This is a genomic window from Streptococcus sp. 27098_8_22 (assembly GCF_041432415.1).
Lineage (GTDB): Bacteria > Bacillota > Bacilli > Lactobacillales > Streptococcaceae > Streptococcus > Streptococcus pseudopneumoniae_M.
Map to the genome: position 1 here is coordinate 691,908 of NZ_JAPVZP010000001.1, position 13,048 is coordinate 704,955.

Here is a 13,048-nt window from a genome sequence, read left to right on the forward strand (position 1 = left end):
TTTTCTGTAAAAACAGTTTTTTGGAGTGTCATTCTTAAATTTCTTTGACTTTTTTAGAAATCTTGCGATTTTCTTTCTTGCTTGATTGTTTATACAAAATCAAGATACGTCCGATTTTTTGGACTGTATCCACACCTATTTCTTCTTCTAAGATTTCAGCTACTTCGTGGATATTTTCATCTGTGTTTTGCAAGAGAGTAACCTTGATCAATTCGCGAGCATCAAGTGCCTGACGAACGCTGGTTTTGATTTGGTCGTTGAGTCCATTTTTCCCGATTTGGATGATGGGTTTGAGGGTGTGTGCCTGGCTGTTGAGGAAGGCACGTTGTTTCGATGTTAATGACATAATTCATTTAAGAGAGTTTCTTTTTATACTTTTCTGGGCTCGTAATGCTCACCTTTATAAAGACAACTCTTTCCTTTCTGTGTTTAAATAATTGCTTTTCGTGTGACGACGGCGACGCCTTCTGGGGCCCAGACGGCGACTTTGGCGGTGCCTGTTACACGAATCCAGCCTAGTCCTGAGATGACTAGGTCTGTCTTATCCTTGATAGTAAAGACATGTTGGACTAGTTTTGGAAAGTCTTCTTTTTCCTTGTTATTTGGTGGTGTAAGGAGGGTTCCAAGGTGCTTGTCGTAAAAAGCGCTAGCCCCTTCTAGCTTGGTACGATGAAGTTTGAGTTCATTGTCAAAGAAGGCTGTGAAACCTTGCTTTTCTCCTGCAATGAAGTCAAAGCGTCCGAGTCCACCTAAAAACAGGGTTTGTTCAGGATTGAGCTGATAAGTTTTAGGTTTGATTTCCTTTTTAGGGCTGACATACTTGAGGTTTTTGGCCGTCAAGTAGTGGGCCATCTGGTGACGGTGGATAATTCCTGGTGTATCATAGATATAAGAACCATCATCAAGCGGAATTTCAATCTTATCCAAGGTTGTCCCTGGGAAGCGTGACGTCGTAATGACATTCTGGTCGCCCGTGATTTCTTGGATAATGGCATTGATTAGAGTTGATTTTCCAACGTTGGTTACCCCAACGACATAGACATCGCGTCCCTTACGGTAATGCTCGATTTTGTCAATGACTTCCTTAATGGCATGCTTATTTTGTGCAGAAGTTAGGACGACATCAACTGGACGAAGACCCTCCTCATGGGCACGTTCCATGAGCCATTGGCTAATTTTACCAGGCTTAACAGACTTAGGAAGGATGTCTTTTTTATTTCCAACCAAGAGCACATCATTACCCGATACAAAACGTGGCAAACCTGGGATGACAGAACCATTGAAGTCAAAGATATCAATGACATTTACTACCAAGGCATCGCTATCTCCAACCTCGTGCAAGAGTTTGAGGAAATCATCATCCGTTAACTGAACATCAGTGATTTCATTGTAGTGACGAAGACGGAAACAACGCTGGCAATAAACTTCTCCAGTTTCCAAACCTTTTTCAAGTGCTGACTGAGGTGTAAAACCTAAACCAGTCTTATCTTCCGTCTGAATGATTGCTCCACAACCAATACAGAGAATTTCTTCCATAATTAGATTCCTTTTTTATATGTAATCGGTCCGTACTTTTCAGCGATTTTTCTCATCACACGACGCTCACGCGCTCGGTTAATCTGAGTCTTAATAGAGTCGTGCTGAACCAAGGGTTTAACCAAAATCGAACGAATACCTGCTCGATGGGCTGCTCGAATATCCGTCATCAGCTGGTCGCCTACCATGACCACTTGGTCTTTTTCATAGTGGAAATGTTTCATGGCACGGTTAATTCCTAAAGTAAAGGGCTTCAGTGCCCAGTAAACATAGTCAATGTCAAATTTTTCAACTGCTCGTTTGACACGTTTGGGAGTATTGTTAGATACCACAATGATACGTATCCCAGCATCGCGCAGATCATGCAACCATTGCTTCATCTCTACCGTTCCATCTGGATTATTCCAAGCAATCAGGGTATTATCCAAATCAACCAAAACAGCCTTGATCCCCTGCTCTTGCAGGCTTTGGACTGTCAAATCATAAACTGCTTCTACAGCAAAGTCTGGCATGTAGTTTTCAATCACCATTTTGGCTCCTTTTCTTTTATTTTCTAGTAATTTTCTTCAGCCATTGAGATAAGGCTGCCCATAAAATCAAGCTAGCCATTAAGATATAAATCCAAGCATTTGGCTCTTCTGTAAATGGTAGAGGAACATTCATTCCGAAGAAACCTGTAATAACCGCAAGTACTGCTAGTAAGACGGAGATAATAGTCAAAATTGTCAAACTATCATTCAGGTTATTGTTTAGGATGTTGTTGTAAGAAGCAGAGAGTTGTTGCAAGACTTGAGAAATCAAGTCTGTCATAGACACCAACTGATGGGCTTCAATCATTGCATCATCAAACTGCTCTCGTTCAACATCATTAAATCTCCGATAAAGAGCATGGCCCTGGATATGTTCCAAGAGGAGTCGATTTTGTTTTGCCGCTGCTGTTAAGTAAACCATACCAGTCTCCAAGTCAGAGAGGGCGAAGAGATTTTTCTTTGTTGTGGTTTGACGTAGCAAGGCACTAATTTCGTCCTTACTTTTATCCATCTCTTCAATGACAGGATAATAAGCGTTACTGATAATCTCTAAACCAGCAAAGAGAAACTTGTAAATTGAAATAATTTCATGGCTATCCAGATAAGCTAACATCTGATCAATGACATAAGCATTCTTATGGTTGCTGATGGTAATCATTCGTTGTTTTTCAACGATAAAAGTCATAGGAATGGCTTCATAGTATTCCTTGTCCCTTTCTAAGTCAAGAACGTTGTAAATGAAGGTGACTGTCCCGTTTTCACGATTATAATCCATGTGGGCTCGTTCGTTTCTATCCAGCGCATATTCGATAGTTTCTTTATCCAATCCATAGATTTTTGATAGGTCTTCGAGATTTTTGATGATTTCCACATCTAGATTAATCCAGGTACAACCATTTCCTAACTGCTTATCTAAAAACATCGTTTCTCCTTTACCAAACTCCTTCTATTGTACCATAAATCAAGTAAAATTTCAGTTCTCTTCTTTTCTTGAAAAATTGCTAACGACGGTGATATTGCGGTTAGGAACAAAGTGGAGGGCTTGGTCATCACTTCTCAGTTGAGTCGTTCGAATTCCGACACTAACTACTTTTCCCGATACAGTAATAGGCCCATTGGTCAAAACAACCTCGTCTCCAACGTCCAACTGACGTTCAAAGAGAATAAAGAAGCCGTTGATGACGTCTGACAGGAAGCCTTGTGCCCCCATACCGATAGCCACCCCAGCAATCCCCGCACCTGCAAGCAAGCTAGAAACAGGCAAACCTAAAATAGACAAGATACAGTAAATCAAGAAGAAATAAAGTGTGTAGTTGAAAATATTTTCAAGCAAACGAGAAATAGTCTTCTGTCTACCTGCATCTCGATTTGAAAACTTAAGTGAAGGTTTAACAATCTTTCGTACAGCAACATGGAGGAACTTTTTAGCTATATAAAATAGAAGGATAAGAAGTAGAAGAGAAATCACCTTAGTCAAGAGATTCTCTAATACAGTTGTTAGATCTAATTTATCCAAATAACGTTGAAAAAATTCTTGCATATAAAACTCCTTTTCTATCCATTATACCATAAATCCTTCCCAGCCATCCTTTTCATAAATATTCATTAATTCCAATGAAACTTATAACTCACTTGCTTTTCAAGCATATTTATACTATAATCATAAACAATACACAAAAAAGGAGACCTCTATGAAAAGAATCATTCGTGCTTGGAACAAAACAAATTTGATCAAACGTATCGGAATCGGAATGGTCTTGGGAGCAATTCTAGGTCTACTCTTTCCTAATCTAACTGGCATTGGTTTATTGGGAGATTTATTTGTAGGAGGACTAAAAGCTATCGCTCCTATCCTGGTTTTTGCTTTAGTCGCTAACGCCCTTTCCCAACACCAAAAAGGCCAAGATAGCAATATGAAAAGAGTCATTTTCCTCTATTTGCTGGGAACTTTTGCTGCGGCTCTTGTAGCAGTTTTGGCTAGTTTTCTCTTCCCTGTTCAGATGGTCTTGAGTAGCGCTAGCACAGAAGTTACTCCTCCAGACGGTATCGGACAAGTGCTCAGCAATCTTCTGCTAAAAATAGTAGATAATCCTGTCAATGCCATCATCGAAGCTAACTATATCGGAATTTTATCTTGGGCTATCGTCTTTGGGATTGCCATGCGAGAAGCTAGCAAAAATAGCAAGGAGCTACTCAAAACAATGGCCAGTGTGACTTCAAAAATCGTCGAATGGATCATCAACCTTGCGCCCTTTGGTATCCTGGGCTTGGTCTTCAAAACCATCTCAGACCAAGGTATCGCTAGTTTAGCAAATTACGGAATCCTACTCGGACTTTTGATTGCCACTATGGTTTTCGTTGCCCTAGTGATCAATCCTCTGATTGCTTTTCTCTTTATCAAGAAAAATCCATATCCCTTGGTGTGGAAATGCTTGCGTATCAGTGGCGTTACAGCCTTTTTCACCCGAAGTTCCGCTGCTAATATCCCTGTTAATATGAAACTCTGTGAGGATCTAGGTCTTAATCCAGATACCTATTCTGTCTCAATCCCCTTGGGATCAACCATCAATATGGCTGGAGCTGCTGTTACCATCAACATCTTAACCCTAGCAGCTGTCAATACTCTAGGAATCTCAGTTGATTTTGCAACAGCCTTTGTACTCAGTATCGTTGCAGCCATCTCTGCCTGCGGTGCTTCAGGAATCGCCGGAGGTTCACTCCTACTTATCCCAGTTGCCTGTAGTCTCTTTGGGATTACCAACGATATTGCTATGCAGGTTGTGGGTGTTGGTTTCGTTATTGGTGTTATTCAAGACTCTTGCGAAACAGCCCTCAACTCTTCAACAGATGTCCTCTTTACAGCAGTAGCAGAATTTTCCTCTGCTCACAAAAAATAATCTAGACAAGCCTTTTTAGGGCTTGTTTTGTCTGGTTTCTATCATTCATTATAGGAAATATCTCATGTCTATCACCCAACGTACTTTAAAACTCGTTCTGGCAACCTGTTTGGCCTGTGTTCTAGCCTACTTTCTCGATTTATCTTCAGCAGTGTCAGCTGGTATCATTGCCCTTTTGAGCTTGTCTGATACTCGTAGAAGCACTATAAAACTAGCTCGCAATCGTCTATTCTCTACCCTTCTTGCTCTTTTCATTGGTGTCCTTTCCTTTCACCTGACTGGCTACCATATCTGGAGTTTCGGTCTCTATTTGGCCCTCTATGTTCCCCTTGCCTATAAATTCGGCTGGGAAATTGGCATTACCCCGAGTAGTGTCCTTGTCAGTCATCTCTTGGTTCAGAAGTCTACATCACCAGAACTTCTTGTGAATGAACTCCTCCTATTTCTTATTGGTACGGGATTTGCCTTGACTGTCAATCTCTATATGCCTTCTCGACAAGAAGAAATCCATCTCTATCATCTCAAGGTAGAAGAAAAACTCAAACACATTCTACAACGTTTTGAATATTATCTTGGAAAGGGCGATGGCCGCAACCGTGCTCAACTCGTTGAGGAACTGGATCAGCTTCTTGAAGAAGCTCTCAAACTGGTCTATCTTGATCACTCTGACCATCTCTTTCATCAGACCGACTATCATATCCACTATTTCGAAATGAGACAGAGACAGAGTCGCATTCTTCGCAATATGGCCCAGCAAATCAACACCTGTAATCTAGCAGCAAGCGAAAGCCTAATCCTTGCCCAGCTATTTGCTAAAATTGCGGATCAACTCAGTCAGACCAATCCAGCCAACGATTTATTAAATGATATTGAAAGCTACCTGCAGGTATTTCGCAATCGTAACCTCCCTAAAACAAGGGAAGAATTTGAAACACGCGCAACATTACTTCAACTCCTGCGCGAATTGGAAAACTTTATCCAACTGAAAGTTGACTTCTATCAACGCTATTCTGAAGAAAAAAGCAATCTATCTTAATCAAAAAAACTTCTATCAGCCAACTAGTTGCTAATAGAAGTTTTTGTTATTTTAGGATTCGAATTGATGATTAGTGTTTTTTTCGAATTGACATGAGACTGATATCTCGCAAACTAAAGTAAGCAAGGACCAGCATGGCTACTGTGATAAAGAATTCTGTTGGTAGCTGAAAGATTTGCAGGATGGACAACATGAGCAAAATCACGAGGGAAACGAGACCAAAAACAAGAATTACAATATTAACCGTTCCCTTGATACTTTGAGGTGTCGCAAATATATAGAGTAAGAGTAATAAAATCCCTATGATTAAATAGACCATTTTCTGCTCTTTCTAGCTTTTATTCAGCTGACTTTTTCTTTTTGTTTGCTTTTTCGCGCTCTGCCTTGTTAAGGATTTGTTTACGCAAACGGATAGACTCAGGCGTTACTTCCATGTATTCATCGTCGTTCAAGAACTCAAGTGATTCTTCAAGAGTCAAGATACGAGGAGTTTTGATAACCGCTGTTTGGTCTTTAGTAGCTGAACGAACGTTGGTCATTTGTTTAGCCTTAGTGATATTAACAGTCAAGTCATTTTCACGAGAGTTTTCACCGATGATCATTCCTTCGTAAACCTCAGTACCTGGGTTAACAAAGATAGTTCCACGTTCTTCGATAGACATGATAGAGTAAGTTGTAGCCTTACCAGCATCGATCGAAACAAGGGCACCACGGTGACGTCCACCAATTTCACCCGGAATCAATGGCAAGTATTGGTCGAAGGTATGATTCATAATCCCGTAACCACGAGTCATTGACAAGAACTCAGTCGAGTATCCAATCAAACCACGCGCAGGAACTAGGAAGACCAAACGAGTTTGACCATTACCTGTTGCAATCATATCCAACATTTCACCCTTACGCTCAGAAAGGCTTTGGATAACAGATCCTTGGTATTCTTCTGGAGTATCGATTTGCACGCGCTCAAATGGTTCACATTTGACGCCATCAATTTCTTTTACGATAACTTCTGGACGAGATACTTGAAGCTCATAACCTTCACGACGCATAGTCTCGATGAGGATTGACAAGTGCAATTCCCCACGTCCTGAAACTGTCCATTTATCTGGTGAGTCTGTTGGATCTACACGAAGAGATACGTCTGTTTGCAATTCTGCTTGCAAGCGCTCTTCAACCTTACGAGAAGTCACCCATTTACCTTCGCGACCAGCAAATGGTGAGTTGTTAACCAAGAAGGTCATTTGAAGAGTAGGTTCGTCGATGTGAAGAACTGGAAGAGCTTCAACTGCATCTGTTGGAGTGATTGTTTCCCCAACGAAGATGTCTTCCATACCTGATACGGCAATCAAGTCACCAGCCTTAGCTTCTTGGATTTCACGACGTTCCAAACCAAAGAAACCGAAGAGTTTTGTGACACGGAAGTTCTTAGTTGTACCATCCAATTTAGAAAGGGTAACTTGATCCCCAACCTTTACACTACCACGAAAGACACGTCCGATACCGATACGACCAACGAAATCATTGTAGTCCAAGAGTGACACTTGGAATTGAAGGGGCTCATCTGAGTTATCGATTGGAGCTGGAATGTGGTCGATAATAGTGTCAAAGATTGGCGCCATAGTCTTTTCTTGGTCTGCTGGATCATCTGACAATGAAGATGTTCCGTTGATAGCTGACGCATAAACAACTGGGAAGTCAAGTTGGTCATCATCCGCACCAAGCTCGATGAAAAGTTCCAAGACTTCATCTACTACTTCTGCTGGACGAGCTGATGGCTTATCGATTTTGTTAACCACAACGATAGGCACAAGGTCTTGTTCCAAGGCTTTTTTCAATACGAAACGAGTCTGTGGCATGGTTCCTTCGTAGGCATCTACGACCAAAACAACACCGTCAACCATTTTCATGATACGTTCAACTTCTCCACCGAAGTCCGCGTGCCCTGGTGTATCCATGATGTTGATACGAGTTCCGTTGTAGGCAACTGCTGTATTTTTCGCAAGGATGGTAATTCCACGCTCTTTTTCAATATCATTTGAGTCCATTGCGCGTTCTGCCAACTCTGTACGCGCGTCAAGAGTTTCAGATTGTTTCAACAATTCGTCAACAAGGGTAGTTTTACCGTGGTCGACGTGGGCGATAATCGCGATATTACGGATATCTTCTCTTAATTTTGTCATGATTTCCTCTATTGTATTCAAAAATTTATTTTCTAACTGAACGATTATACCACAATTTTGAGCAAATGACTTAACTCAAGTAAGTGTAAATGTTTTCAAAAGAAAATTCATTCCTTCTCTTTTCTTTTCAAAAATTCCGACTTGTGATAAGATAGGCTGGTATGCGTTTAGATAAATTATTAGCCCAGGAAAAAATCAGTCGAAAAGCCATGAAACAAGCTCTTTTGAAAAAAGAAATTTTAGTTGATGGACTCCCTGCTAGTTCCCTTGCACAGAATGTTGATACGGGATTACAAGAGTTGATTTTTCAGGGTATAAAAATCCAAGGATATGATCACACCTATATCATGCTTCACAAACCAAATGGTGTCGTGACAGCAAGCAAGGACAAGAAGCTCCCAACGGTTATGGACATACTACCTCAACACCTCCAATCAGACCAACTCTATGCTATCGGTCGTCTGGATCGGGATACGACAGGACTCCTCCTCTTAACGGACAATGGGCCTCTAGGTTTTCAACTCCTCCATCCTCAATACCATGTCGATAAAACTTACCAAGTAGAGATCAATGGGCCACTAACTCCCGACCATATTCAAGAGTTCAAAGACGGGATTATCTTTCTTGACGGAACTATTTGTAAACCTGCTCAACTTGAGATTTTATCCTCAAGTCCTAGTCTCAGCAAAGCCACTATCACCATCTCTGAAGGAAAGTTTCATCAAGTCAAAAAAATGTTCCTCTCAGTCGGTGTCAAGGTAACTGCTCTCAAACGAGTTCAATTCGGGAATTTTATATTGGACTCTGGCCTAGCAGAAGGTGATTTCCGACTTCTGAACAAAGAAGAATTACAGGTTATAAAAAATTACTTAGAAAATAGTGGATAAAACAAAAAAGCTTTAAACAAATAAAGCTTTTTTTAATCTTCTTTAGCGTACGAATAGCATAACACCTAAAATAAAGTGAAGTGCAGATATTACAATCCCTAGGATGGACAAATTTTTTTCTCTCTTATAGTCTAGTCCAGATTCTTTTTGGTGTGAATTAGCCAAGACTAGACCAATGATCCCCAAAACGAGACCTACGATTGGAGATAGCAAACCAAGGACGATAGATAGGATACCTAAAACAAGTGATGGTTTTTTCTTTTCATTCATCTTCAAAAAACTCCTTAAACTAAACACAAATGAATAATACCATAAAAATCGGCTTTATCAATTGGGTGAAAAATTTTAGCACTTTGTTATTCGGTTCTTGAACCGAGAAGAGTGGATAAAACAAAAAAAGCTTTTAAAGATAAAGCTTTTTTTGTTAGAATCCTGATTAGTGCATCATTAAGATGAGTCCTGCAACCCAGTTAACTACAGAAATTACAATCCCAACAATATTGAGAATTCGTTCTGTTTTATAATCAAGTTCAGATTCTTTTTGATGTGAATTAGCCAAGACTAGACCAATGATCCCCAAAACGAGACCTACGATTGGAGATAGCAAACCAAGGACGATAGATAGGATACCTAAAACAAGTGATGGTTTTTTCTTTTCTTGCATCTTCAAAAAACTCCTTAAATTTTATACTAACAATTATACCATAAAAAGCCGAGACTTTATATTAAACACATGTGACAAGTTTTTTCACATTGTTAATTAGACTTCACCTTCCCAGTCCATGAATCCAATCCGTAAGAGAGGATATAGATTTCTGAGAAGCCTTGCTTTTTCAAGAAAAGTGCTGCATTAGTCACACGTTGCGCACGTTGATTTTCATATAGAAGGACTGGTTTATCCTTGCGAAGAGCTGCAAGACTTGTCTTCAATTGATTTGAAGGAATATTACGAGCTCCAAGGATATGTTTTCTGTGAAAGTCAGCTGGATCACGCAAGTCAATTAACTGACCTGTACGAATCAAAGACTCAAACTCTGCATTGTCTACAATTTTAGCTGCACGGCGAATGCGAAGGTAGTTGTATCCCATCCAAGCCAACATCGCTACAATAAGTCCCCATAATACCCAAGTTACCATAATATCTAATCTCCATTTTTTTCTAAATAGTCTAATTCTAGTTTGTGCTCTCTGCGAAGAACAGCTTCTGCTTCAAGATAATCTAGCTTGTCCATCAAGCCTGCATCATAAATCCGTGATAGTTCAATTTTCATCAGTTCAATGTCATAGAGACGTTTTCCCATATAAACAATGATACCGAACTGTTTTAGATATTGTTGCACATCGTAGAGTGTTTTCATAGCTCTCATTTTAGCAAATAATCAGATTTTTTTCAATAGTTCCCTAATAGTTTGGAGTAGGTTTCCTTTTTTCACTATTATCTGAATTTCTTTACACTATGACAAAGAAGAAATCCTAGAGTCATTCCAACAACATTTTGCATGAGATTTGGGATGATTTCTGGAATAGCTGCACCCCAACCATTCATCCAAGCTGATGCCAAGGCATAACCAGCTACCATGAATAGAGTCGCCAAGACTAATCCTAACCATTGCCATTTCCCTTTAAAGCCTGCAAAATAGCCTTGCAAACCATGATTGATTAAGCTAAAAATCATCCACTGAGGGTAGCCTGAAATGAGATCAATGAGAAATCCTGCTAACCCTCCGACAACGGCTCCTTCACGGCTTCCAAAGTAAAAGGCTGTGAAGAAGACTCCAACGTCCAAAAGTGTTAGAAATCCAGTTGGTGTTGGGATTTTTATAAAATACCCCAATACGACAGAACTGGCTGCTAAGATAGATACTAGGGCGATTTTAGTTGTTTTGGTTTGCTTCATACTGTCTCACTCCATATTGATCTGCTTGTGCAATGGCACGGTAAACAAAGGCTTTGGAACTCTCAACCGCAGGTAATAGCCCCTCTCCCTTGACTAACTGACTAGCAATGCTTGACGCAAAGGTACATCCTGCACCAGCATTTTGTCCTTCTATGACTGGATTCTCAAAAATGGTAAAATTCACTCCATCATAAAAGACATCCACAGCCTTATCCTGACTGAGGCGATTCCCACCCTTGATAATCACTGCTGGCGCACCCAAATCACGCAGTTTTTTGGCTGCATTTTTCATGTCTTCCAGACTTTCAATCTTTTGGTCTGCAAGCAACTCTGCCTCAGGAAGATTAGGAGTAATCACTGATACATAAGGGAAAAAGCGAATCAACTCTTGACAGAGCTCACTAACTGCAACGTCGTGCGTTTCCTTACAAACGAGAACAGGGTCCAAGACTACTGGAACTCCTGATCTTTCCTTGATGAAATTCAAAGCTCTCTCAGCAACACCAACTGTCGGCAAGAGACCAATCTTAATCCCTCCAAAGTCTACGCTTTTAAGACTATCCAACTGTTGTTGGAAAATAGTCTCATCTGTCGGAAAGACCTCAAATCCATTTTCTGTCAAAGCAGTTAAGCAAGTCATGGCTACAAAACCATGCAAACCATTTAAAGTATAGGTCGCAAGGTCAGCAGCTAGTCCACCACCACTAAAAATATCATTTCCTGAAAGTGCTAAAATACGATTATTCTTCATAACGAATCTCCTTTAAATACAATCCATTAGGTGCTGCAGTTGGACCTGCCAACTGTCTGTCTTTTTTCTCCAAGATGAGGTCAATCTGTTCAACTGGCATACGGTTGTTACCAATTTTCAGCAAGGTTCCAACCATATTTCGAATCTGCTTATAGAGGAAGCCATTGCCAGAGAATGTAAAGGTCAAAAACTGCCCTGTTTCATCAACCCTAAGACTAGCTTCCGTGATCGTCCTAACCTTATCCTCCACACTAGTACCTGATGCCGTAAAACCAGTAAAGTCATGTGTTCCCTCTAGCTTTTTTACAGCTTCTTGCATCCGCTCCACATCGAGTGGATAGGGATAATGAGTCGCATAATGGCGACGCATGGGATTTTTAGGACGTCCTCTATCCACGATAAACTCATAGGTCTTGCTATGCTTGGCATAACGGCAATGAAAATCGTCAGCCACTATCTCAATCGAAATCACATCGATATCTTCAGGACTTTGGGTATCAAGAGCAAAGCGAAGTTTTTCCTCATCCATCTGATAGGGAAGGTCAAAATGGACGATCTGACCTAAAGCATGAACGCCACTGTCCGTTCGTCCAGCACCATGTATTGTAATAGCCTGTCCTTTATTTAATTTGGTTAGAGTTTTTTCAATTTCCTCTTGGACACTACGCGCGTGTGGTTGCCGCTGAAAACCAGCAAAGGCGTAGCCATCATAGGAAATGATTGCTTTATATCTAGTCATATATCTATTTTATCAAGAAAATTTCTCTGCAACAAGTTTGAAAACCAAAAATTGTACGGGGACAAATATTGATATAATCTAATTCTTATCTAGATTTTATCATCATATATTTTCGTACAGGTACTTCAACCATTTGAACGATTTCAAATCCTTCTTTTTGGTAAAGATTGTAAGCTGTTTGATTTGCCTCGTAGACATTTAGAGAAATAGTATCTATGTCTTCATTTTCAAAGGCCAAACTAACAAATTTCCTTAAAGCCTGGCTACCTAAGCCCTGCCCCTGTTTCTGAGGATTGATAAAAAATCTCCCGATATGAAGATTCCTGTCTTCTAGCCTGATTTTCTGGATAAGCCCCACAAACTCTTGTCCATCAAATATTGAAAAAATTCCTTCCAAATCTTGCAAGACTTGAATTGTCAAGGGAAAAGGAATCATTGGTCCCATCCATTGCTTCTGAAAACTTTCTCCCAAAGCATTAGACCAATGACAAATGAGTTGGGCATTTTCTAACTGAAGTCCTTTTTCAAAGTGAATTTTCATATTTGCTCCTAAAATTTCTCCTTTATCCAACTATTATACTCTTTCTCTTATTTT

General features: G+C 40.2%; 18 protein-coding genes. 3 read left to right on the forward strand and 15 right to left on the reverse strand.

Annotated elements, in window-relative coordinates; genetic code table 11:
• Window positions 1-34: 34 nt before the first annotated feature.
• From yhbY to O3633_RS03345, 5 genes are all read right to left on the reverse strand, one after another.
• Window positions 35-346, reverse strand: a complete 312-nt coding sequence (yhbY, locus tag O3633_RS03325) for a ribosome assembly RNA-binding protein YhbY (protein WP_000060171.1) — start codon at window positions 344-346, stop codon at window positions 35-37.
• An 83-nt stretch (window positions 347-429) separates the two neighbouring features.
• Entirely contained in the window at window positions 430-1,536 is a 1,107-nt protein-coding gene (yqeH, locus tag O3633_RS03330; protein ID WP_371620374.1) for a ribosome biogenesis GTPase YqeH, read from the reverse strand.
• 2 nt (window positions 1,537-1,538) lie between these two features.
• Entirely contained in the window at window positions 1,539-2,066 is a 528-nt protein-coding gene (locus tag O3633_RS03335) for a YqeG family HAD IIIA-type phosphatase (protein WP_049529952.1), read from the reverse strand.
• A 16-nt stretch (window positions 2,067-2,082) separates the two neighbouring features.
• Window positions 2,083-2,988 carry a magnesium transporter CorA family protein gene (locus tag O3633_RS03340; RefSeq protein ID WP_371620375.1) on the reverse strand — a complete coding sequence of 302 codons (906 nt, stop codon included), beginning with the start codon at window positions 2,986-2,988 and terminating at the stop codon, window positions 2,083-2,085.
• A gap of 51 nt (window positions 2,989-3,039) precedes the next feature.
• Window positions 3,040-3,606: a mechanosensitive ion channel family protein gene (locus O3633_RS03345; RefSeq protein WP_371620376.1), complete on the reverse strand. Its 567-nt coding sequence runs from the start codon at window positions 3,604-3,606 to the stop codon at window positions 3,040-3,042.
• 151 nt (window positions 3,607-3,757) lie between these two features.
• On the opposite strand from O3633_RS03345, the gene sstT reads away from it, so the two are divergent.
• Together sstT and O3633_RS03355 are read left to right on the forward strand one after the other, a co-directional pair.
• Window positions 3,758-4,963, forward strand: a complete 1,206-nt coding sequence (gene sstT / locus O3633_RS03350) for a serine/threonine transporter SstT (protein WP_371620377.1) — start codon at window positions 3,758-3,760, stop codon at window positions 4,961-4,963.
• 64 nt (window positions 4,964-5,027) lie between these two features.
• A complete protein-coding gene (locus tag O3633_RS03355) occupies window positions 5,028-5,999 on the forward strand; it encodes an aromatic acid exporter family protein (protein WP_371620378.1) in 972 nt (323 codons plus the stop codon).
• Window positions 6,000-6,069: 70 nt separating this feature from the next.
• Here the strand turns inward: O3633_RS03355 and O3633_RS03360 are convergent, their stop codons facing one another.
• Both O3633_RS03360 and typA read right to left on the reverse strand, forming a co-directional pair.
• Window positions 6,070-6,318, reverse strand: coding sequence for a DUF3165 family protein (locus O3633_RS03360; protein ID WP_000262655.1), 249 nt, complete (start codon window positions 6,316-6,318; stop codon window positions 6,070-6,072).
• Between the two features lie 19 nt (window positions 6,319-6,337).
• Window positions 6,338-8,179, reverse strand: coding sequence for a translational GTPase TypA (gene typA / locus O3633_RS03365; protein WP_049529947.1), 1,842 nt, complete (start codon window positions 8,177-8,179; stop codon window positions 6,338-6,340).
• Between the two features lie 161 nt (window positions 8,180-8,340).
• On the opposite strand from typA, the gene O3633_RS03370 reads away from it, so the two are divergent.
• The gene (locus tag O3633_RS03370) at window positions 8,341-9,066 is read left to right on the forward strand and encodes a 16S rRNA pseudouridine(516) synthase (RefSeq protein ID WP_371620379.1); all 726 of its coding nucleotides are present in this window, start codon (window positions 8,341-8,343) and stop codon (window positions 9,064-9,066) included.
• Between the two features lie 42 nt (window positions 9,067-9,108).
• On the opposite strand, the gene O3633_RS03375 is transcribed toward O3633_RS03370, so the two are convergent.
• The 8 genes from O3633_RS03375 to O3633_RS03410 form a co-directional block, all read right to left on the reverse strand.
• Entirely contained in the window at window positions 9,109-9,336 is a 228-nt protein-coding gene (locus tag O3633_RS03375; protein WP_371620380.1) for a DUF4190 domain-containing protein, read from the reverse strand.
• Window positions 9,337-9,502: 166 nt separating this feature from the next.
• Window positions 9,503-9,730, reverse strand: coding sequence for a hypothetical protein (locus tag O3633_RS03380; RefSeq protein WP_049529906.1), 228 nt, complete (start codon window positions 9,728-9,730; stop codon window positions 9,503-9,505).
• A 92-nt stretch (window positions 9,731-9,822) separates the two neighbouring features.
• Window positions 9,823-10,203, reverse strand: a complete 381-nt coding sequence (locus O3633_RS03385; protein WP_000259323.1) for a rhodanese-like domain-containing protein — start codon at window positions 10,201-10,203, stop codon at window positions 9,823-9,825.
• A gap of 5 nt (window positions 10,204-10,208) precedes the next feature.
• Window positions 10,209-10,433, reverse strand: coding sequence for a YqgQ family protein (locus tag O3633_RS03390; RefSeq protein ID WP_049529907.1), 225 nt, complete (start codon window positions 10,431-10,433; stop codon window positions 10,209-10,211).
• Window positions 10,434-10,501: 68 nt separating this feature from the next.
• Window positions 10,502-10,963, reverse strand: coding sequence for an ECF transporter S component (locus O3633_RS03395; RefSeq protein WP_049529908.1), 462 nt, complete (start codon window positions 10,961-10,963; stop codon window positions 10,502-10,504).
• Window positions 10,941-11,714 (reverse strand): bifunctional hydroxymethylpyrimidine kinase/phosphomethylpyrimidine kinase, encoded by a 774-nt coding sequence (locus O3633_RS03400; RefSeq protein ID WP_371620381.1) that lies wholly within the window; start codon window positions 11,712-11,714, stop codon window positions 10,941-10,943. The genes O3633_RS03395 and O3633_RS03400 overlap by 23 nt, the downstream gene beginning before the upstream one ends.
• On the reverse strand, window positions 11,704-12,453 hold the full coding sequence (truA, locus tag O3633_RS03405) for a tRNA pseudouridine(38-40) synthase TruA (RefSeq protein WP_371620382.1): 750 nt from the start codon (window positions 12,451-12,453) through the stop codon (window positions 11,704-11,706). The genes O3633_RS03400 and truA overlap by 11 nt, the downstream gene beginning before the upstream one ends.
• Window positions 12,454-12,538: 85 nt before the next feature.
• Window positions 12,539-12,994: a GNAT family N-acetyltransferase gene (locus tag O3633_RS03410; RefSeq protein WP_371620383.1), complete on the reverse strand. Its 456-nt coding sequence runs from the start codon at window positions 12,992-12,994 to the stop codon at window positions 12,539-12,541.
• Window positions 12,995-13,048: the final 54 nt, after the last annotated feature.